This window comes from Cellulosimicrobium sp. BMG9.22, from assembly GCF_059159975.1.
In genome coordinates this window covers 97,278-117,857 of the sequence record NZ_JBZGBY010000010.1, presented here as the reverse complement: position 1 = coordinate 117,857, position 20,580 = coordinate 97,278, and the positions used below count along the sequence as shown (strand labels likewise).

Annotated in this window: 19 protein-coding genes; 9 read left to right on the top strand and 10 right to left on the bottom strand. The window is 75.2% G+C overall.

Annotated elements, in window-relative coordinates:
- Window positions 1–48 precede the first annotated feature (48 nt).
- Together greA and AC4H2H_RS09490 are read right to left on the bottom strand one after the other, a co-directional pair.
- Window positions 49–531, bottom strand: coding sequence for a transcription elongation factor GreA (greA, locus tag AC4H2H_RS09495; RefSeq protein ID WP_494370560.1), 483 nt, complete (start codon window positions 529–531; stop codon window positions 49–51).
- Window positions 532–851: 320 nt separating this feature from the next.
- Window positions 852–1,370 carry a DUF4307 domain-containing protein gene (locus tag AC4H2H_RS09490; protein ID WP_494370559.1) on the bottom strand — a complete coding sequence of 173 codons (519 nt, stop codon included), beginning with the start codon at window positions 1,368–1,370 and terminating at the stop codon, window positions 852–854.
- Between the two features lie 136 nt (window positions 1,371–1,506).
- Here AC4H2H_RS09490 and mca point away from each other — a divergent pair, with 136 nt between their 5' ends.
- The 3 genes from mca to AC4H2H_RS09475 are packed head-to-tail and all read left to right on the top strand — an operon-like array spanning window position 1,507 to window position 3,685.
- Window positions 1,507–2,442 carry a mycothiol conjugate amidase Mca gene (gene mca / locus AC4H2H_RS09485; protein WP_494370558.1) on the top strand — a complete coding sequence of 312 codons (936 nt, stop codon included), beginning with the start codon at window positions 1,507–1,509 and terminating at the stop codon, window positions 2,440–2,442.
- Window positions 2,439–2,876, top strand: a complete 438-nt coding sequence (locus tag AC4H2H_RS09480) for a hypothetical protein (RefSeq protein ID WP_494370557.1) — start codon at window positions 2,439–2,441, stop codon at window positions 2,874–2,876. Before mca ends, AC4H2H_RS09480 begins: the two co-directional genes overlap by 4 nt.
- Window positions 2,877–2,878: 2 nt before the next feature.
- Window positions 2,879–3,685, top strand: coding sequence for a carbon-nitrogen hydrolase family protein (locus AC4H2H_RS09475; protein WP_494370556.1), 807 nt, complete (start codon window positions 2,879–2,881; stop codon window positions 3,683–3,685).
- Between the two features lie 231 nt (window positions 3,686–3,916).
- Here AC4H2H_RS09475 and trhA read toward each other — a convergent pair whose 3' ends face one another.
- Window positions 3,917–4,660 (bottom strand): PAQR family membrane homeostasis protein TrhA, encoded by a 744-nt coding sequence (gene trhA, locus AC4H2H_RS09470; RefSeq protein ID WP_494370555.1) that lies wholly within the window; start codon window positions 4,658–4,660, stop codon window positions 3,917–3,919.
- 278 nt (window positions 4,661–4,938) lie between these two features.
- On the opposite strand from trhA, the gene AC4H2H_RS09465 reads away from it, so the two are divergent.
- The 3 genes from AC4H2H_RS09465 (at window position 4,939) to AC4H2H_RS09455 (ending at window position 7,620) form a co-directional block, all read left to right on the top strand.
- Window positions 4,939–5,700 (top strand): isoprenyl transferase, encoded by a 762-nt coding sequence (locus AC4H2H_RS09465; RefSeq protein ID WP_483773899.1) that lies wholly within the window; start codon window positions 4,939–4,941, stop codon window positions 5,698–5,700.
- Window positions 5,701–5,759: 59 nt separating this feature from the next.
- A complete protein-coding gene (locus AC4H2H_RS09460) occupies window positions 5,760–6,311 on the top strand; it encodes a MarR family winged helix-turn-helix transcriptional regulator (protein ID WP_494370554.1) in 552 nt (183 codons plus the stop codon).
- Between the two features lie 76 nt (window positions 6,312–6,387).
- Window positions 6,388–7,620 (top strand): glycerate kinase, encoded by a 1,233-nt coding sequence (locus tag AC4H2H_RS09455; RefSeq protein ID WP_494370553.1) that lies wholly within the window; start codon window positions 6,388–6,390, stop codon window positions 7,618–7,620.
- A gap of 41 nt (window positions 7,621–7,661) precedes the next feature.
- Here the strand turns inward: AC4H2H_RS09455 and AC4H2H_RS09450 are convergent, their stop codons facing one another.
- Complete coding sequence (locus AC4H2H_RS09450; protein ID WP_494370552.1) at window positions 7,662–8,408, bottom strand: SDR family NAD(P)-dependent oxidoreductase; 747 nt, start codon at window positions 8,406–8,408, stop codon at window positions 7,662–7,664.
- Window positions 8,409–8,529: 121 nt separating this feature from the next.
- On the opposite strand from AC4H2H_RS09450, the gene AC4H2H_RS09445 reads away from it, so the two are divergent.
- Window positions 8,530–9,384 (top strand): helix-turn-helix transcriptional regulator, encoded by an 855-nt coding sequence (locus AC4H2H_RS09445; RefSeq protein WP_494370551.1) that lies wholly within the window; start codon window positions 8,530–8,532, stop codon window positions 9,382–9,384.
- Window positions 9,385–9,391: 7 nt separating this feature from the next.
- Here the strand turns inward: AC4H2H_RS09445 and AC4H2H_RS09440 are convergent, their stop codons facing one another.
- From AC4H2H_RS09440 to AC4H2H_RS09420, 5 genes are all read right to left on the bottom strand, one after another.
- Window positions 9,392–10,603, bottom strand: a complete 1,212-nt coding sequence (locus AC4H2H_RS09440; RefSeq protein ID WP_494370550.1) for an AAA family ATPase — start codon at window positions 10,601–10,603, stop codon at window positions 9,392–9,394.
- Between the two features lie 80 nt (window positions 10,604–10,683).
- A complete protein-coding gene (locus tag AC4H2H_RS09435) occupies window positions 10,684–11,091 on the bottom strand; it encodes a RidA family protein (protein ID WP_494370549.1) in 408 nt (135 codons plus the stop codon).
- Between the two features lie 52 nt (window positions 11,092–11,143).
- Window positions 11,144–12,568 carry an alanine racemase gene (locus AC4H2H_RS09430; protein WP_494370548.1) on the bottom strand — a complete coding sequence of 475 codons (1,425 nt, stop codon included), beginning with the start codon at window positions 12,566–12,568 and terminating at the stop codon, window positions 11,144–11,146.
- Entirely contained in the window at window positions 12,565–14,229 is a 1,665-nt protein-coding gene (locus AC4H2H_RS09425) for an N-acyl-D-amino-acid deacylase family protein (protein WP_494370547.1), read from the bottom strand. Before AC4H2H_RS09425 ends, AC4H2H_RS09430 begins: the two co-directional genes overlap by 4 nt.
- On the bottom strand, window positions 14,226–16,226 hold the full coding sequence (locus AC4H2H_RS09420; RefSeq protein ID WP_494370546.1) for a beta-N-acetylhexosaminidase: 2,001 nt from the start codon (window positions 16,224–16,226) through the stop codon (window positions 14,226–14,228). Before AC4H2H_RS09420 ends, AC4H2H_RS09425 begins: the two co-directional genes overlap by 4 nt.
- Before the next feature lie 94 nt (window positions 16,227–16,320).
- Here AC4H2H_RS09420 and AC4H2H_RS09415 point away from each other — a divergent pair, with 94 nt between their 5' ends.
- Window positions 16,321–18,651 (top strand): glycoside hydrolase family 65 protein, encoded by a 2,331-nt coding sequence (locus tag AC4H2H_RS09415; protein WP_494370545.1) that lies wholly within the window; start codon window positions 16,321–16,323, stop codon window positions 18,649–18,651.
- 35 nt (window positions 18,652–18,686) lie between these two features.
- Here the strand turns inward: AC4H2H_RS09415 and AC4H2H_RS09410 are convergent, their stop codons facing one another.
- Window positions 18,687–19,634, bottom strand: coding sequence for an AraC family transcriptional regulator (locus AC4H2H_RS09410; RefSeq protein WP_494370544.1), 948 nt, complete (start codon window positions 19,632–19,634; stop codon window positions 18,687–18,689).
- A gap of 82 nt (window positions 19,635–19,716) precedes the next feature.
- Here AC4H2H_RS09410 and AC4H2H_RS09405 point away from each other — a divergent pair, with 82 nt between their 5' ends.
- Window positions 19,717–20,538: a Rossmann-fold NAD(P)-binding domain-containing protein gene (locus AC4H2H_RS09405; protein ID WP_494370543.1), complete on the top strand. Its 822-nt coding sequence runs from the start codon at window positions 19,717–19,719 to the stop codon at window positions 20,536–20,538.
- Window positions 20,539–20,580 lie beyond the last annotated feature (42 nt).

The window sequence follows — 20,580 nt, the reverse complement described above, 5'->3', positions numbered from 1 at the left end:
GGTGTCGGAGGGGCCGCTCGTGCTTCTCGCGCGGTCGGTGCCGGCGCGTCAGCCCTGGAAGGGCTTCGCGGCGGTGACCTTCACGGCGATCTCGTTGCCGTTGGGCGCGGTGTAGCTCGTCTCGTCGCCGACGGACTTGCCGTCGATCGCGGCGCCGAGCGGCGACGTCGGCGAGTACACGTCGAGGTCGGTCGTGCCGGCGATCTCGCGCGAACCGAGGAGGAACGTCATCTCCTCGCCCGCGACGAGCGCGGTGACGACCATGCCGGCCTCCACCTTGCCGTCGTCCGGCGGCGTGCCGATCTGCACGTTGCGCAGCTTCTCGGTGAGCTCGCGGATGCGGGCCTCGTTCTTGGCCTGCTCCTCGCGCGCGGCGTGGTAGCCGCCGTTCTCCTTGAGGTCGCCCTCGTCCCGCGCGGCCGCGATGCGCTCCGCGATCTCGGTGCGGCCCGCGCCGGACAGGTGGGCGAGCTCGGCCTGAAGCCTGTCGTGCGCCTCCTGGGTCAGCCAGGTGACGGTGGTCTCGGTCACGGTTCGCTCCTTCCTTTTCCATGGTCGACGGCCGCGCCGGGGCGCGGCCGTGCAGGTACGGGCAGCCGGGCGCGTGCTCACGCGGTGCGCCTGCCTGCCCGGGTCGGTGACGCTGCCCGGGTGGCAGCGCATGTGGCTGGTCTCTCCCGACGTCCTCCACGGGTGCCCGGGTGACGACGAGAAGCCGTCACGGGTACCGCGTGGTCGAGCGCGGGAATCCCTCAGGATAGCAAAGCGGGCGACCAGGACCGCGACGCCGCAGGTCAGGCGGTGCTGGTCAGGTGCAGGTCAGGTGGTCGCCGCGCGCGCCGAGCCGTTCCTCACGGTCTCGTCGCCGGAGGCGGCTCCTCGCCGGAGGCGACCTGGCAGGACTGGACGATCCCGGTGGTGGCGAGCTCCGACGTCGCGACGCTCACCGTGTAGCGCGCCTCCGCGGTGTCGACCGGCCCGACCGTCGCGTCGACGGTCCCGACCTGGGCATAGCTCGCGGCGAGCGCGTCGAGCGTGCAGACCGCCGTCGTGCCCGGGTCCATGTAGACCTCGAACGTCACGTCGACCCGCTCGGGGCTGACCACCTCGTAGCCGAAGTCCTTGAAGCGCACCGGCACGTCTGCGGCCTTCAGCCCGATGGCGAGCGTGATCGCGACTCCCAGGAGCGCCACGAGCACGATCCCGACGACGGCCAGGCGACGGCGTCGCGCCGACGGCTCGGGCCCGTACCGTCCCGGCGGTGGGCGCAGGGGGGCGCCCGGCTGCGGTGCGGTGGTCTCGTTCGTCATGGTGCGGTCCTGGTGGTCGACGCCGTACCCCGCGAGGTACCCGCGAGCGACGTCTGTCACGTCTCGGCGGTTCGTCAGGGGTGGGCGGGGTGGGGGATCATGTCCTCGACCCATCTTCGCAGAGCCCCGGCGGTCGTCGTGCACCCACGACGGCGCCAGGCGCGCGGGGAGACGCACGCGCACCCCGGGAGGACCAGTGGCCGAACCCGCGGCCGGATCGATCGTCCAGCAGCCGGAGCGGCTCCGCCTGCTGGCCGTGCACGCCCACCCCGACGACGAGTCGAGCAAGGGCGCCGCGACCACCGCCCGGTACGCGGCCGAGGGCGTCGACGTGCTCGTCGCGACGTGCACCGGCGGCGAGCGCGGCGACATCCTCAACCCCGGCTTCGGCGAGGGCCCGGGCGACCTCGAGGGCATGCGCGCGCTGCGCCGCGTGGAGATGGCCGCCGCCGCGCGGGCGCTCGGCGTGCGTCAGCAGTGGCTCGGGTTCGTCGACTCGGGGCTCCCGGAGGGCGACCCCTTGCCGCCGCTCCCCGACGGGTCGTTCGGTCTCGTGCCGCTCGAGGAGGCGTCTGCGCCGCTCGTCGAGCTCGTCCGCGAGTTCCGGCCGCACGTCATCACGACGTACGACCCGTCGGGCGGCTACCCGCACCCCGACCACGTGATGTGCCACCGCGTCGCGTTCGAGGCCTTCCACGCGGCCGGCGACCCCGACCGCTACCGCCGCGCCGGCGGTGCCGCGCCGTGGTCGCCGCTCAAGCTCTACTACAACCACGACTTCTCGATGAACCGCATCCGCACCCTCCACGAGGCGATGCAGGGCGCCGGCCTGGAGTCGCCGTTCGGCGACTGGGTCGAGTCCCGTTCTGCGCGGGAGATCCCGGAGCGAGCGGTCACGACGCGCGTCCCGGTCGCGCGGTACTACGCCCAGCGTGACGCGGCTCTCATCGCGCACGCGTCGCAGATCGACCCCGACGGCTTCTTCTTCGCCATCCCACGCGACCTCGAGGTCGACGTGTGGCCGTACGAGGAGTACGAGCTCGCCGAGTCACGCATCCCCACGCAGCTCCCCGAGGACGACCTGTTCGCGGGTGTCCGCGAGCTCGTCGCTTCCGAGGGGGGCACGGCATGAGCCCGACGACGGACCTCGCGCTCATCCTCCAGGCACCCGGGGCCGCGTACCCCGGGGGGCCGGGCTGGGCGGCCGACGTCGTCGCGGAGACGACGACGCCGAGCCCGACGGACGACCAGCTCCGGCCGGAGCTGGAGCCGACCGACGTGTCCCCGGGGCTCGTCGGGTTCCTCGCGATCTTCCTCGTCGCGCTCGCCACGGTCGGGCTGTTCTTCGCGCTCTCGCGCCAGCTGCGCCGCATGCGCCACAACGCCGAGACCCAGGGGATCGGACCCGACGGGCCGCTCGACGAGGCGCAAGGCACCACGTCTGGTGAGGACCCGGCCGCGGGTACCGCGCCCGACGACGGCGCCCGAGGCGGTAGCGCGTCCGGCGCCCCCGGGACGGACGGACCGGGCGACGAGCCCGGCGACGACGCGGACCGACGGGACTGACCGTGGCCACCGGTGCGCGCGTCACGATCGGCCAGCTCGAGGTCTCGACCGACCACGCGGCGAACCTCGAGAGCGTCGGCGCTGCGTTCCGGGAGGCCGCGCGCGTGCACGCCCACCTTCTCGTGCTCCCCGAGTACGCGGCGGGGTTCGACCCGCGCGGCACGGGACCGGAGCACGCTGAGCCGCTCGACGGCCCGTTCGTCCGAGGCCTGCGGCGCCTCGCGCGCGAGCACGGCGTGGCGGTGGTCGCGGGGACGCTGCTGCCCGGCTCCGCACCGGGCATGGCGGTCAACGCCGTCGTCGCCGTGGACGCCTCCGGCGAGCTCGTGGGCACCTACCGCAAGGTGCACCTCTACGACGCGTTCGGGCACCGGGAGTCGGACCGGCTCGAGCCGGGAGACCCGGCAGCCCCTCCGCTCGTCCTCCCGGTCGGGGACCTCACGTTCGGTGTCATGACGTGCTACGACCTGCGCTTCCCCGAGAGCGCACGCCGTCTCGTCGACGCCGGCGCCGACGTCCTCGTCGTCCCGGCGGCCTGGGCGGCGGGCGAGCTCAAGGCCGACCACTGGCGCACCCTCGTCCGCGCGCGGGCGATCGAGAACACGGCGGTCGTGGTCGCCGTCGGCCAGGCGGGCAAGGGGGTCACCGGCCGTTCGCTCCTCGTCGGCCCGGACGGCCAGGTCGGCCTCGAGCTCGGCGAGCGCGCCGAGCTGCGCACGGCCGACCTCGACCCGGACGCCCTCGCGAGCGCCCGCGAGCGCAACCCGTCGCTCGCGAACCGCCGCTACGCCGTCGTCCCGCGCAACTGACCCGGACCACCGACCTGTACCGCCCAGCCGAGCCGCGCGAGGAAACCGCCGCAGCCTGACCCGAACGGAAGTGCCACCCGCCTGCGAGGGGTGGGGCCGGACGAGGGGCGGCGGCGGGTCGTGGAGGGCCTGGCGGGAGCCCGCGAGGCACGAGCGGGCGGATGGTAGACCCGCCGCCGCCCCTCGTCCGGCACCGCCCCGACCGACACCGCGTCGCCCAACCAGCAAACGTCAGCGCGCGGCGACCGCCGCCAGCATGATCGCGGCGTAGTGGCACGTGAACCCGACGACGGTGAGCACGTGGAAGATCTCGTGGAACCCGAACCAGCGCGGGCTGGGGTTGGGCCTCTTGATGCCGTAGACGACGGCGCCGAGCGTGTAGGCGAGGCCGCCCACGGCGACGAGCCACACGATCGCGGGACCGTTCGTCGTGGTCCAGAACTGCGGCATGTAGCCGACGGCGACCCAGCCGAGCGCGACGTAGATCGGGACGTACACCCAGCGGGGCGCGTCGAGCCACAGGATCCGGGCGAGCAGGCCCAGGACGGCGCCGCTCCAGACGATCACGAGCAGGATGGTGGCGGTGCGCTGGGGGAGCAGGAGCACGGCCAGGGGCGTGTAGGTGCCGGCGATGATGAGGAAGATGTTCGAGTGGTCCGCCCGCCGGAGGATCCCGGCGACGCGTGGTGACCAGGTGCCGCGGTGGTAGACGGCGCTCGTGCCGAAGAGCAGGCACGCGCTGAGGCCGAAGATCGCGCACGCGACCTTGCCGGCGACGGGCGGCGCGACGACGACGAGCACGATGCTCGCGACGAGCACGAAGGGGAACGTGCCGGCGTGGATCCAACCGCGCAGTCGCGGCTTGACCGCGTCGGCGACCTTCTCGACGGCCTCTCCGACGCTCTCGCGCACGGTCGAGCCGTGACCTGTGCCTGGACCTGGCGCGTGGTCGGGTTCGGGGGTCGGTCGGGCCACGGGTGCTCCTCGTGGGGGTGGGGCCGGTCGGCGGCTCGTGCGGTGGTCGGGCAGGTCTGCCGAATCAACCTACGCCATCGTAGGTTACGGCAGCGTAGGTTGATCTACGGGATGCGGTCCGGGGTGTGAAGATCCTGGGCAGGGCGACCCGGGGGTCGCGACGCCGCCCGGTCGCGGTGCCGCCGGGCGGTAGCGTGTGCGAGTCCGGTTCGACGCGCGTGCCCGCCAGGCGAGCGATCGCCGGACTCCTACCCGTCCACCGTCGTCGAGGAACCGTCGTGCGTCTACCCCGTCCTGTCTACGGACTCTACGAGCGTCGCCTCGCGGCGTCGCTCTCGCACGAGAGCGTCCCGCGCCACGTGGGCGTGATCCTCGACGGGAACCGGCGCTGGGCGCGCTCGTTCGGGGAGTCGACGGCGACCGGCCACCGTCGCGGCGCGGACAAGATCACCGAGTTCCTGGGGTGGAGCGAGGACCAGGGCGTCGAGGTCGTCACGCTGTGGATGCTCTCGACCGACAACCTGTCCCGCTCGCAGGAGGAGCTCTCCGCGCTCCTCGACATCATCGAGGACGCGGTGCGCGACCTCGCCGACTCGGGCCGGTGGCGCCTGCGCGTCATGGGCAGGCTCGACCTGCTCCCGGAGCGTCTGGCCGCAGCGCTGCGCGAGGCGCAGCAGCGCACCGCCGCGACCGACGGGCTGCAGGTCAACGTGGCCATCGGCTACGGCGGTCGGCACGAGATCGCCGACGCCGTGCGCTCGTACCTGCGCGAGCAGGCCGACGCCGGCGCGCGGCTGGAGGACCTCGCCGAGAACCTCGACGTCGAGCACATCGAGGAGCACCTCTATACCAAGGGCCAGCCGGACCCCGAGCTCGTCATCAGGACGTCGGGCGAGCAGCGCCTGGGCGGGTTCCTCCTATGGCAGAGCGCCCACTCGGAGTTCTACTTCTGCGAGGCGTACTGGCCGGACTTCCGCCGGGTCGACTACCTGCGTGCGCTGCGCGCGTACTCGCAGCGGGAGCGGCGCCTCGGGCGCTGAACCGGCACGGCCAGCGGGTAAGGTCGATGCGAACGCATCGATCGTCAACCGGAGGCGACATGGCGGAGCAGGACCGCGGCGGCCGTGTGCCGTCAGGCCACGGGAGCGCGCGCCTCGCCGTCGAGACCTGGGAGTCCCTCTTCCGCACCCAGGTGGCGATCATGCGCCGGCTCCGGTCCGACCCGGTCTGGGACGAGCTGACGATGCGTGAGTATGACGTGCTGTTCTCGCTCACGAAGGGCCCGCCCGAGGGTCTGCGCCTGCGCGACCTCAACGCGTACATCCTCCTCAGCCAGCCGTCGCTGAGCCGCATGGTCGACCGGCTCGCGGCGCGCGGCCTCGTGGAGCGGACCGCCGCGCCCGACGACGCCCGCGGCACGCTCGTGCGCCTCACCCCGGCGGGGCACGACCTCCAGCGGAGGATCGGCCGCGCGCACGCCCAGGCCATAGCGGCCTACGTGGGCGGCGCGCTGGGCGACGACGAGCTTGCGGCCCTCGCCCATCTCCTCGACCGCCTGCGGGCCGCGCAGTCGGCGATCCCCGACGCGGCGCCGCACGAGACGCCGGAACCCGCGACGGACGGAGCGCCGAGCCGGTCGGGGCGTGCGTGAGCGCTGTGGCGCGGAACACGTCCGCTCCGTCCGTTCCCCGCGGACGGCCGTGCGTCCCGCTGCCTAGTATCTGAGCGTGTCCTCAACGCCGAGCACCATTCCGTCCCGTCCCGAGCAGTCGCGCCCGGAGCCGTCCCCGTCCGGAGAGCCGGGTCTCCGTGACCCGCTGCGCGTGGTCGTCGCGCCCGACTCGTTCAAGGGCAGCCTGAGCGCTGCGGAGGTCGCGCACTCCGTCGCCACGGGGGTGCGCAGCGTCGTCCCCGATGCGCAGGTCGTCGAGCTGCCCATGGCCGACGGCGGCGAGGGCACCCTCGACGCGCTCCTCGCCGTGTGGGGCGTCCCGGCGCGAGAGGTCGAGACGGTCGACGCGATCGGCCGGCCCCGCACGGCCCGGTACGGCGTCTCGCGCGACGGCCGGCTCGGTGTGGTCGAGCTCGCGGAGGCGAGCGGCCTGCCGCAGGTGAGCGACGTCGCGCTCCAACCGCTCCACGCGCACACCCTCGGCACGGGCGCCGCCGCGGCGGCGGTGCTCGACGCGGGGGTGGGCGAGGTGATCGTGTGCCTCGGCGGCTCGGCGTCCACCGACGGCGGCGCGGGGATCCTCACCGGCCTCGGGGCGCGGCTCCTCGACGAGAGCGGCCAGCAGGTGCCCGACGGCGGCGAGGGCCTCGCGCAGGTCGCGCGCCTCGACCTGTCCGGCCTGCACCCGCGTGCGCGCGAGGTGCGGTGGCGGCTCGCGGTCGACGTGACGAACCCCCTGCACGGCGAGCGCGGCGCGGCGCACGTGTTCGGCCCGCAGAAGGGAGCCCGCGAAGCCGACGTCGCGTTCCTCGACGCCGCGCTGCGCCGCTGGGCGGGCGTGCTCGCTCAGGAGGCGGGCTTCGACGTGTCGGAGCTCGCGGGCGCGGGCGCGGCGGGTGGGGTCCCGGCGGGGATGGTCGGCGTCCTCGGCGCGGAGCTCGAGCCGGGCGCGGGGCTCGTCGCCGAGGCGATCGGGCTGCCCGACGAGATCTACCGCGCCGACCTGGTCTTCACGGGCGAGGGCTCGTTCGACTCGCAGTCGGTGAACGGCAAGGTCGCCGACGCGATCGGCGCGCTCGCCGCGGAGGCCCTGCACCGCCCGCCCGTCGTCGTGCTCGCCGGGCGTGTGCTGCTGCCCGCGCACCAGGCGCGCGACGCGGGGATCGCCGCGGCCTTCAGCATCGCCCCCGGGCCGATCGAGCTCGACGACCTGCTCGACCGCACGGCGTCGCGCCTCGTCGACCTCGCCGCGACGGTGACGAGCCTCCACGTGGCCTCGCGCCGCTGACCGCCGGCCGGGCTTTCCGGCCGGGCGGTCGCGCGCGACGATCACCAGGGCAGCAGCTCGCCCTGGTGCGTGAACGTGCCGCTCGGGGTGCCCGGCGCGACGGTCGCCGCGAGCACGGTCGACGCGGCCCCCTCCTCGACGCTCTGGGTGCCCGAGAAGCCGTTCAGCCCGGTCGCGGTGTACCCCGGGTCGACGGCCAGCACCTGGTAGCCCGGCAGGCCCTTGGCGTACTGGGTCGTGATCATGTTGAGCGCGGTCTTCGACGACGGGTAGACGAGGCCGACGAGCGTCGACTCGAGCCGGTCCGGGTCGGTCGTCACGCCGAACGACCCGATCCCGCTCGAGACCATGACGACGCGCGGCTGCGCGGACCGGTCGAGGAGGGGGAGGAACGCGAGGGTCGTGCGGACGGGGCCGAGGACGTTCACCCCGTAGACGGGGAGGAAGTCCGCGGGCGTCGTCTCGCGGGGCGGCCGCCGGGTGCCCCCGACCCCGGCGTTGTTCACGAGGACGTCGAGCCGCCCGGACTCTGCGGCGACCCGGTCCGCGGCGGACGTCACCGACGCGTCGTCGGTGACGTCCAGGGCCACGGCGCGCACGTCGGCCGACGGCAGCTCCGCGGTGATCTCCCGGGCGACGGCCCGACCCTCCTCGACGTCGCGCGCGCCGAGCCAGACGGTCCAGCCGAGCTCGGCCAGGCGGCGGACGCTCTCGCGGCCGATGCCTCGCGTCGCGCCGGTGACGAGGGCGATGGTGCTGGTGGCGGTGTTCTGCGTGTCGGTGGTCATGGCTTCACGATCGCCGCGGCCGGTCGCGCGCTCCAGGGCGGGGGCATCCTGGGAGCGCCCGTACCAGGCTGGCCGGAGAGGACCGTGCGGCCCGGGTGACGGCGTCGGGCACGATGGGCCGATGGAGCGGAACGAGCTGGGCACGACCCTGCGCCGCGCGCGCGAGCGCCTCGCGCCCCAGGACGTCGGGCTCCCGGCGGGGACACGACGGCGGACGCCCGGGCTGCGGCGCGAGGAGGTCGCCCAGCTCGCGGGCGTGAGCGTCGACTACGTCGTCCGGCTCGAGCAGGGGCGGGGGAGCAGACCGTCGGTGCAGGTCCTGGGCGCCCTGACGCGGGCGCTGCGGCTCGACGACGACGAGCGCGCCGCCGTCTTCCACCTCGCCGGGAGCGCGCCTCCCGGTCCGGGCACGATCCCGCTCGCCGTGCGCCCGAGCGTCCAGCGGCTGCTCGACCGGTTCGCCGACCTGCCGACCCTGGTCCTCAGCGCCAAGGGCGACGTCCTGGCGTGGAACGCGATGAGCTCGGCCCTGCTCGGCGACTGGACGGAGCTGCCCCCTCGTGAGCGCAACATCGTGCGCATGCGGTTCCTGGGGTGCAGCGTGCCGCGCCGTGGCCACGTCGCGATGACGGACGAGGAGCGCGCGGCGACGGACGCGCAGTCCGTGGCGAGCCTCCGTGCGACGGCGGCCCGCTACCCCCGCGACCCCGGCCTCGCGCAGCTCGTCGCGGAGCTCCGGTCCCGGAGCGCGGACTTCGAGCGGCTGTGGCGCCACAGCACGGCCGGCCACTGGGGCGTGCAGCGCAAGACGATCGAGCACGATGTCCTCGGCACCGTCACCCTCGACTGCGACACCCTGCACGTCCCGGACGCCGACCAGTCCGTAATCATCTACTCGGCCGCGCCGGGGACGCGCGAGGCCGACGCGCTGGCGCTGCTGCGGGTCGTCGGGACGGAACGCATGACGCCGGTGTGACCCGCCGTCAGCGCTTCGGCCAGGTCCACGCGGGCTGGTCCAGCGGGCCCTCACGCCCCGCGACCGTCGTCTCCCCGAACGCGGTACGCACGAGCTCGACCTCGAGCAGGTCGTCCGGACCGGGCAGGTCCGCGGTGCCCGACGCCGTTGCCTCCCGGAGCGCCCCGACGAGCGCCGACGAGTGGGTCACGACCACGACCTGCGTCTCGCGCCCGGCGGCGTGCACGAGCGGGCCGAGGGCGGGCAGCAGGTCGGGGTGCAGGCTCGTCTCGGGCTCGTTGAGCACGAGCAGCTCGGGCGGGCGAGGCGAGAGCAGCGCCGCGACGAGCAGGAGGAAGCGCAGCGTGCCGTCGCTCAGCTCGGCGCCGGTGAGCGGGCGGAGCAGCCCGTCCTGGTGGAACGCGAGCTCGAACCGGCCGTCGTCGGCGCGCACGTCGACGCGGCCGCCGGGGAACGCGCGCGAGACGGCGCGGTCGAGCTCGTCCCCGCGGCCGAGGTCGCGCACGGTCTCGAGCGCCGCGGCGAGGTCGGAGCCGTCGTGCGCGAGCACGGGCGTGCGCGTCCCGACCTGCGGAGCGCGCGCGGGTGCGTGCGGGTCGGTCCGGAACTGGTCGTAGAAGCGCCACGACCGCAGGCGCTCGCGCACCGCGACGACCTCGGGCGCTCCGACGGGGTCGACGAGCTCGGTGAGCATGCTGTCGAACGACCGCAGGCGCGCCGGGGAGGAGACCCAGCGGCCGGCGTCGTCGCGCACGCGGACCGCGGGGCCGCGCCGCTCGACCTGGAGCGTCGCGGGCCGCGGCGTCGGCCCCGACCACACCGACTCGACCTTGATCTCGGGGTCGAGGCCGAAGGCCGAGCCGGGGTGCTGCGGCAGGCCGAGGTCCACCGCGTACCCGAGGTCGCCCGGTGCCTGGCCGGCGAACCCGAGCCGCAGCGCGACGGGCGCGGTGCGCCGCGTGCCCTGGACGGGATGGTCGCCGTCGCGCACGGCACGCCCGACCTGCTCGGGCCCGGCCCACAGGGTCGAGCGCAGCCCACCCTCGCGCGCGACGGCGCCGACCGCCCCGCCGAGCGCGCACTCGGCGAGCAGCCGCAGCGCTCGGTAGAGGCTCGACTTGCCCGTGCCGTTCGCCCCCGTGACCACCGTGAGCCGTCCGAGCGGCAGCACGAGACTGCGCAGCGAGCGGTACGACTCGACGGCGACCGTCGCGATCATGCTGTGCTCCTCATGTGCTTGTCATGCCCGCGAGGCTAGGCGCGCGCACCCACACCAGGGACGCGCGCCCGAGGGGCGGGTCAGGCGGTGATGGCGAAGGCGTCGATCTCGACGAGCATCTCCTCGCGGGGCAGGCCGGTGAAGACGGTCGTGCGGCTGGGGAGGACGCCGTTCGTCGTGTGCGTGGCGACGAACGCGCCGTAGGCCTCGTTCATGACCGGGAAGTCCTCGCGCTTCGTGAGGTAGACGCGCAGCATGACGACGTCGTCGAACGTCGCGCCCGACGCCTCGACGATCGCCTTCACGTTCTCGAGCGTGCGCGTGGTCTGCGCCGCGACGTCCCCGGGGTGGAGGTACTCGTTCGTGGCGGGGTCGACGGGACCCTGGCCGGAGACCTGGACGAACGGTCCCTTGCGCACGCCCTGGTGGAACGTGTGGGCCGGTGCCGGGGCGTCGGGGGTCGAGATCGCGGTCTTCTCGCTGGTCATGGCTGTCCCTCTCGGTGCTGGTGCGGTTGCCGGCGCGTGTGCGGCCGGGCGGTCACAGGTCGATCGTCGCGAGGTCCACGACCTCGTCGCCGCGCACGACGGCGGCCACGCGCCACCGGTCGAACGTCGTGCACGGGTGGGAGATACCGAACCCGACGACGTCGCCGGGGCGGACCTCGGCGGTCGTGGGCGAGTCCGTCGCGGGGTCCAGGGCGAGGTACAGGTGCTGGTCGTTGAGCGCCGCGACGCGCGTGCCGGCGAGCTCGCGCGGGGGGTGCCAGCCGTCGTCGGACTGGTGACGCAGCCACAGCGCGACGGGCAGGTCGATGTCGAACGACACGTCGCGCCGCCCGACCCCGCAGACCGCGAGCCCCGGCTCGGGCACGGACAGCACCTGCCCCCAGACGGTCGCGGCGCCACGCAGCGGCTCCGCTCCGGGGATCCGGCTCCACGGGTCGGTGCGCGAGTAGAAGCCGTGGTCGTGCGTGACGTACGCACCGGAGCGCACGACGACGCGCACGGCCACCTCGCGGGGGTCGCCACCCGGCACGGACCCGGCGCCGGGGACGGCGAGCGGCCCGGGCAGCTCGGCGAGCACGACGTCGAGGAACGAGCTGCCGCCCGCCGAGAGCACGAGCGGCTCGTCGACACCCGCGAGCCCTTCGCGGGCGAAGGCGGCGCCCAGCGCGCGCAGGTCGCGGCACCACGCGGTGACCGCGGCGAGCTCGTCGTCGGACGTGCCGCCCGCGACCGACCCCTCGTACCCGGCGACGCCGACGAGCCGCAGGCCGCGGGCCCGCACCGCGCGCGCGAGGTCGAGCGCGGCGGCGGTGCTGCGCACGCCCGTGCGCCCGCCCGGGACGCCGAGCTCGACGAGGACGCCCAGCCGTGCGCGCACGGCCGCTGGGGCGTCCCCGAACGCCCGCGACAGGAGGTCGACGCCGTGGGTCGAGTCCACGTACAGCCACACCTCGTCCGCCGCCGCGCCGCCGTCCTCGGGCCCGCTGCCGGGCGCGCGGGCGAGGTCGTCGCGCACCCACGCGAGGTCGCGCGGGTCGAGCAGCTCGTTCGCGAGGAGCACGCGCGGCACGCCCCAGTCGCGCACGGTCCGGAGCTGGGACGGCGTCGCGACCGTCGCGCCCCACGCCCCGGCGGCGGCCTGGCGCGCGTACAGCGCGCGCGACATCGTCGTCTTCACGTGCGGGGCGTGCTCGACGCCGCGCTCCGCGCACACGCGCGCGACGACCCCCACGTTGTGGTCGAGCGTCGCGTCGTCGAGCGTGAGCAGCGGCCACGAGAACGCGGCGTCGGTGATGCGCGGCGCGCCCGCCAGGACGTCGGCGACCGTGGTCGCCATGTCGAGCCGGAGCCCCTTGGTCCGGGGCCCGACGACGTCGCCGGCCCACGGCCGGTCGGGGTCGGGGTCGGGTACGCGGGGCGCGGTGTCGGTGCCACGCGTGCGGTCGGAGCCGGTCATGCGGTCCTCCTCGGTGAGGCTGCTCGTGCCCACGGCGCGTGGGTCGTGGGTTCGGGGCGCAGGGGCCGGCCCGGCAGGACGTCGGTGAGCCGGCCGTCGCGCAGGACGGGCACGCCGGCGACGAGCACGTCGTCGATGCCCGCCGCCGGTCGGCGGGGAGCCTCGTACGTCGCCTCGTCCTGCACCCTCCCAGGATCGACGAGCGCGAGGTCCCCTACCACGCCGGGCGCCACCACGCCGCGTCCCGCGAGGGCGAAGCGCTGCGCCGGCCGCGTGGACAGGTGCGTGACGGCGTCGTGCCACGTCCAGTCACCGAGGGTACGCACGTGCTCGGCGAGGAAGCGCGCGAAGGCGCCCCAGCCGCGCGGGTGCGGCCGCCCGCCGGCGTAGATGGCGTCGGAGCCGCCGACGTGCGCCCGGTGGCGCAGCAGGGCGCGCACGGACCCGGGCGAGCTCGTCGAGGGCTGGGCGAACACGCACGACGCGCGCAGGCGCGTCGCGACGAGCAGGCGCACGGCGGCCTCGGCGGGGGACAGGCCGAGGCGCGCGGCGACGTCGGGCAGGGTCAGGCCCTCCGCCCAGGCGAGGTCCTCGGCGCGCTCAGCGGGAGGTGGCTCGGCCGCGGTGCCGACCCGGGCTCCCGTGGGTACTGCGGCCATCGTCACGCGCGGCCACAGGTCGGCCAGCGCGGGGAAGTGCTCGCGGTGCAGGTGCTCCAGGACGACCGGGTCGCGCAGGGCGGTGAGAGTCGCGTCGACGTCAGCGATCGGCAGCCAGGTCGGCAGGGACACCATCGACAGGATCGAGCAGCCGCGCAGGTAGGGGTAGGAGTCGAACGTGACGTCGAGGCCGTCGGCGAGCGCGTCGTCGACGTAGCCCAGGAGCTCGGCCGCCGGCCCGTGGTAGTGCGAGACGTGGGTCGCGACGCCGGACGCCCGCGCGACGCGGACAAGCTCGGCGAACGCCGGCCCGGCCCGGTCCTCGTAGCCGCGCATGTGGGAGACGTGCGGCAGCCCGCGCGCGGCGAGCGCCCGGGCGAGCGCGACGAGCTCGGCCTCGTCGGCGTACGCCGCGGGGACGTACTCCAGACCGGTCGACATGCCGAGGGCGCCGTCGTCGAGCGCGGCGGTGAGCAGGTCGAGCATCCGGTCCGTCTCGGCGGGCGCCGCGGCACGCGCGGAGGCCCCGAGGACGGCGTACCGGATCGTGCCGTGCGGGGCGAGGTACCCGACGTTGACGCGCGTCGTGCCGTCGTAGGTGGCGAGCAGGTCCGCGACGGACCCGCCGCGGAACGTGGGGTGCTCGCCGTTGATCGCGGCGAAGTACCCGCTCGCCCACGCCGCGGCGCTCGGTCCCGGCGAGGGTGCGTACGACACCCCGTCCTGACCGACCACGACGCTCGTCACCCCTTGGCGCAGCATCGCGAGCTGCACGTCCTCGTCCAGCACCGCGGCCTCGCCGTGCACGTGCGCGTCGACGAAGCCGGGCAGCAGCAGGCGCCCGCCCGCGTCGAGGTGCGTGGCGCCGTCGGGCAGTGCTGCGCTCCCCGCGGCGGGCGTGACGGACTCGACCCGGCCCGCACGCACCGTGACGTCGACGGGGGAGGACGCGCCGCCGTCGGGCTCGACGAGCCGGGCGCCGCGGACCACCAGCGCGCTCACGCCGGGCCCCCGGCGCCCTCGTCGCGGCCCTCGACCCAGCCGCCGACGCCGCGCAGCCCTCCTGCGTCGAGCTCGGCCGCGCGGTCGCGCGGCCAGCCCGCGACGCCGGGCCGGGTCTGCCACGGGTGCGGCCCGTCGAGCGGGCGGTACTCGACCCCGTACGCGTCGAGGCGCGGCAGGTGGTGCGCCTCGAGGCGCTCGCGGAACGCGCGCGACGCGGGCGAGCCGGGGGAGCGGTCGACGGCCGGTGACCACATCACCTCCGCGAAGGCCGCGAGGCGCGGGAACGCCGCGTAGTCGACGCGGCGCGCGGAATCCAGGTGCTCCGACCACAGCTCGGCCTGGCCGCCGAGCAGCCGCCCGGGACGGGCGGGGTCCGTGTCCATCCGGATGTCCCTCCGGGCGCCCGTCCGCGGGACCGCGAGGCCCGCGGGCAGCGGCTCGAACGCGTACACGTCGTCGAGCGAGGTGAGGAAGCCGACGGGGACGGGCTCGTCCGGGGTGTCGCCGCCGCGGTGGTCGAGGTACACGACCTGCTCGGGCGCCATGACGACGTCGTGTCCGGCGGCCAGCGCGTCCGCCCCGACGGCCCAGCCGCGCCACGACGTCACGACGACGTCGCGGGGGAGCGCCGGCCCGAACGCCTCGTCCCACACGATCGCGCGCCGTCCGCGCGAGGCGACGTGCTCCGCGAGGCGCGCGAGGAACCAGCCGTGCAGCTCACCGACGTCGGCGAGCCCGAGCGCCTCGGCGCGCGCCGCGATCGCCGGGTTGTCGCGCCAGAGCGTCGTCGGGACCTCGTCGCCGCCGATCGCGACGAACGGTGCGTCGAAGACGTCGAGCACCTCGTCGAGCACATGCCGGAAGAACGCCAGCGACTCCTCCGACGGGTCGAGCACCTCGGTGCTCACGCCCCACGTCGTGCGCACCTCGTGCGGCCGCTTGCGCGTCCCGAGCTCCGGGTATGCCGCGACGGCGGCCTCGACGTGGCCCGGCACGTCGATCTCCGGGACCACCGTCACCCCACGCTCACGTGCGTACGCGACGATCTCGCGCAGGTCGTCCTTCGTGTAGAAGCCGCCGTGCGGGCGGCCGTCGAAGACACCCGCGCGCCACGTGCCGAGTCCGGACTCGTGCCGCCACGCACCGACCTCGGTGAGGCGGGGGTAGCGCTCGATCTCGACGCGCCAGCCCTGGTCGTCCGTGAGGTGGAGCTGGACGACGTTGAGCTTGTGCGCCGCGGCGAGGTCGACGAACCGCAGCACGTCGGACTTCGGCAGGAAGTGGCGTGCGACGTCGAGCAGCACGCCGCGCCAGGGGAAGCGGGGGTGGTCGGTGAGGGTTCCGTGGGGGAGAGTCAGCGTTCCGGGGCGTGGGTCCGGGCGGTGGCTCCCGAGGAGCGCGCGCGGGTCTCCCCTCCGCGCCTCGTTCCTCGGCGCTCCCGCCAGGCCCGCCACGACCCGCGCGCGCTCCTCGTCCGCCACCGCCCTCGGTGGGCCGCTCACCTGGTGCGCGGGGCCGTCGCTCGCCTGGTCTGCGGGTGGGTCGCTCACCGGGGTCGGGGGGGCGTCATCCGTCGCCGCGGTGGGGGGCGTCGGTCGTGGTGCGGGGGCGGTCGTCGCCGGGACGGGGGCGCGGCGAAAGGCGGGCGGGCCTGCGAGCTGGCGGAGGGTCTGGGCGGCGGCGTGGGCGCCGTCGAGGTCGGCGGCGTCGACCTGAACGCCTCCCTCGTCCACGGTGAGGCGGTAGCCCGACGGCGGCAGGTCGCCGTCGAGCGCGAACGTGACCGTGGCCCGGGTGTCGGGGTGGACGGGCGTCGTCGTGAGGTGGAGGTCGAGGCCGAAGGCCTCCTCGGTGACGCGGCGCCACCAGCGGGCGGCGGGGCGCAGGGCGGGGTCGGTGACCACGTGGATCCCGTCGACGAGCATCGTCAGGCCGTCACCGGGCGTCAGTGCCACGGGTGCCGGGACGAGCCCGGACCAGGTTTGGAAGGACACCGAACGAGCCTACCCGGGCGGGCAACGGCGACGCACTGGTCAGTGCTCGCCGTTCGACGGGTGTGCTCGCGCGGGTCGTGATGGGGTGGCTCGGGTGACGCACAACCTCAGCCTCTGGTCGGTCCGGGAGTCGGACCTCGATCTCGACGGCCCCGACACCGCCGCCTCGGTCCTTGCCCTGGCCAACGGGTACGTCGGTGTGCGCGGTGTGCTGGACGAGCGGGACGCCGACGCCGACCCGGCCACCCTCGTCGCGTCCGTCTTCGAGGAGTTCGACCAGACGTACGCCGAGCGGGCCTACGCCTACCCCGAGGTCGAGGAACGGCTCGTCCCGGTGGTGGACGCGTGGCGCCTCGGCTGGTCCGTGGACGGCGCGCCGGTCGACGTCCTGGTCGGCTCGACGGCCGGGTCGGCGGAGCCGGACGGGTCGGTCGAGGCGCACGACCGTGTCCTCGACCTGCGCCGCGGCGTCCTCGACCGCGAGCTGCGCTGGACCGCGCCGTCCGGCGGGACCGTGACGCTGAGCAACCGGCGTCTCGTCTCGCTCGCCCGGCGCGAGGTCGTCGCGTCCCGGTGGCACGTGCGTGCGCACGACGACGCCACGGTGACCGTACGTCCCGCGCCCGGGTGCGACCACGGCGTGACCGACGGCGAGGGGGCGTCCGCGCCCGGGCTCGTGACGGCGTCGTGCCGGCACGACGCCGAGGGCTCGTCCGTGCACCAGCGCACCGTGCGCTCGGGGCGAGGGGTCGCCGTCGAGGCCGCGCACGTCGTCGAGCACGCGGACGGCGTGACGCCGGTGTGGCACCACCGCGGGGGCGGAGTCGACCTGAGCGTCGACCTCCGGGTGGGCCAGTGGCTCACCGTGCTCGTCGTCGCGGCGTACGTGGGCGGGCCCGACGCGGACGCGCTGCCCACGCACGCCCACGAGGTGCTGGTCGGCGCCCTGGCGGCCGGGTGGGACGAGCTGCAGCACGAGCAGGCCGAGCTCCTCGACGACGTCTGGGATCGTGGCGACGTCGAGGTCGAGGGCGACGACGAGATGCAGCAGGCCGTGCGCCACTCGCTGTTCCAGGTGGTGCAGGCCTCCGCGCGCGTGGAGGGCGTCGGCGTCCGGGCCAAAGGGCTGACGGGCACCGGCTACGGAGGCCACGCCTTCTGGGACTCGGAGACCTTCGTGCTCCCCGTGCTCGACCACGTGCTGCCCGCCGCGGCGGCGGCCCACCTGCGCTGGCGGCACGCCAGCTTGCCGGCGGCGCACGAGCGGGCGGCCGAGCTGGGCCTGCCCGGCGCCACGTTCCCGTGGCGCACGATCAGCGGGCGCGAGGCGTCGGGCTACTGGCCTGCGGGCACGGCCGCCTTCCATGTCAACGCCGCGGTCGCGCTCGCGGCCGTGCGGCACGTCGCCGCCACCGCAGACGAGGGCTTCGCCCGCGACGTGGCCGTCGACCTGGTGGTCGAGACGGCGCGGCTGTGGGCCGGCCGGGGGCACCACACGGCGTCGGGCTTCCGCATCGACGGCGTGACCGGCCCGGACGAGTACACCGCGGTCATGGACAACAACACCTACACCAACCTCATGGCGCGCAAGAACTTGCGGGCGGCCGCCGAGCTGTGCGAGCGGTACCCGGAGCGCGCGGCCGGGCTCGGGGTCACCGCCGACGAGCGCGCGGAGTGGGTCCGGGCGGCCGACCGGATGGTCGTGCCGTACTGTGCCGAGCTGCGGGTCACCGAGCAGTCGCAGGACTTCACGCGGCACGCGCACTGGGACTTCGAGGCCCGGGGCACGGCCCGGTTCCCGCTCGACGACCACGTGCACTACGTCGAGCTCTACCGTCGGCAGGTCGTCAAGCAGGCCGACCTCGTGCTGGCGCTGCACACCGCGCGCGAGGAGTTCACCCCCGAGCAGCGGCGCCGCGACTTCGACTACTACGAGCCCCTCACCGTGCGCGACTCCTCGCTCTCAGCGCCCGCGCAGGCCGTCGTCGCGGCCGAGATCGGCTACCTCGACCTCGCCTACGACTACGCGCGCGAGTGCGCGCTCATCGACCTGTGCGACCTGCGCGCCTCGACCGACGGCGGGCTGCACCTCGGATCCCTCGCCGGGGCGTGGACCGCCCTCGTCGAAGGGCTCGGCGGGATGCGGCGGGACGACGGCGCCCTCCACCTCGCACCGTGCCTACCCGCACGCCTGACCGGGCTCGCGTTCACGGTCCGCCATCAGGGTGCGAGCGCTCGCGTCGAGGTGCGGCGGGCCACGGTGACGTACCGTCTGCTGGCCGGCGAGAAGCTGCGGCTCGTGCACGACGGCGAGGAGTTCGCCCTCTCCCCGGAGCAACCGGTGCTGGAGCGAGCGGCCCGGCAGGCGACGGCGGCGCCGCCCGCGCAGCCGCCGGGCCGCGCCCCGCTCTTCTCGGCCTCCTAGCAGCAGGCCGACGCTCGCGGGCGTCGGCACGCCGTTCACGCCAGGGTGCTCCCGACGGTCTGGCGGTACCCCTGCGGGCTGATGCCGCGAGCGGTCTTGAAGAGGCTGCTGAGCGTCGACCCGTCGCTGTAGCCGACGCGCCGGGCGATCGCGTCGAGCGTCAGGTCGGGTTCGAGGAGGAGGTCTGCGGCGCGCGCGAGCCGCCACTCCTTGAGGTACGCCATCGGGGGCACCCCGACGACCTCCGTGAAGCGGCGCGCCAGCACGGAGCGGGACGTACGGGCATCGTCGGCCAGGGTCGCGACGGTCCAGGGACGGGCGGGATGCTCCTGCAGGAGCCGCAGCGCGGGGCCGACCACCGGGTCCAGGTGGGCGCTGTACCACCACGGCGCCTCGGCGTCGGGTCGGTTGAACCAGGCTCGGACGACGGAGACGAGCAGGAGGTCGAAGAGCCGGTCGAGGACCGCGGCCTGGCCGGGTGCGTCGGCACCGGTCTCGTCGGCGAGCAGCGGCACGAGCGGCGAGCTCCAGGCCTCCGGCTCGAGGGCGAACGCCGCGGGCAGGGCGTCGAGGACCCGACGGCTGATCTCGCCGCGGAGCTGGTAGCAGCCCATGAGCACCACGGTGGGACCGTCCGGGTCGTTTCCCCACGTGCGCGGCCCGAGCCGCATGCTGTCGCCGAGGTCGGCGCCCGCGGGTGTCGTCCGGCGACCGCCGCGCCCGCACACGACCTGGGGCTCCAGCGCAGGGTCGCTCGCGAGGACCACCGGGGCCGGGCCCTTCACGACCGCCACCGACCCGGCCCGCAGCTCCCGCGCCTCGCCGACGGCGGGGACGATCCACGCCGTGCCCGACACGACGGCGACGAGCCCGAGCGGCGCGTCGTCGTCCATGCGGACCGACCACGGCGCGGACATGATCGTGCGCAGCAGGAACGCGCCGCGGCCGCGCGGTCCGTCGAGGAGGTTCGCCAGTGCGTCCACGTCCGCCAGACTAGGACGGATGCTCATCCGGCCGGGACGCTCCACCATTCCCGGTCGTGGGGCGAGCCGGTTGGCTCGAGGCATGACGACGACACTCTCCAGCACGACGACCACACTGGTCCTCGGCGGCACGGGCATCACCGGTCGCCGGGTGGCCGCACGACTCACCGCGAGGGGCCGCCCGGTCCGGGTCGGGTCCCGCTCCGGCAGCCCGGCGTTCGACTGGGACGAGCCGGCGACGTGGGAGCCCGCGCTGCGCGGCGTCGGCGCCGTCTACGTCACGTACCCCACCGACCTGGGCCTGCCGGGCGCCGCGGACCACGTGGCGGCCCTCGCCGCGGCGGCGGTCGACCACGGGGCGGATCGTCTCGTGCTGCTCTCGGGTCGTGGCCAGCACGAGCACGCTCCGGCCGAGGCGGCAGTCCGCGGGTCGGGTGCGCGGTGGACGATCCTGCGCTCGACCTGGTTCGCGCAGAACTTCGACGAGGGGTTCCTGGCCGACCTGGTGACCGACGGCGTCCTCGCCGTGCCGGCCGCGGCCGCGGCGGTGCCGTTCGTGGACGTCGAGGACCTCGCCGAGGTCGCGGCCGCCGCCCTGACCGACGAGGGTCACGACGGCCGGGTCTACGAGCTGACCGGACCGCGGCCCGTCACGTTCGCGACGGCGACGGAGCTCATCGCCCGGGCGACGGGCCGACGGCTCCGGTACGACGCGATCTCCGGCGAGGAGTTCGTCGCCGGCCTGTCCGCCGGAGGTGTGCCGGGCGACGTGGTCGCGGTGCTGGACGACGTCTTCGCCACGCTCCGCGACGGCCGGGACACCGACCCGACCGACGGCGTCGAGCAGGCCCTGGGCCGACCGCCCCGGGCGTTCGCCGACTTCGCGCGCAGCGTCGGGGACTGACGCAAGGATTCGTCGAGGTGTCGCAACTCGCGCAAGCCGCTT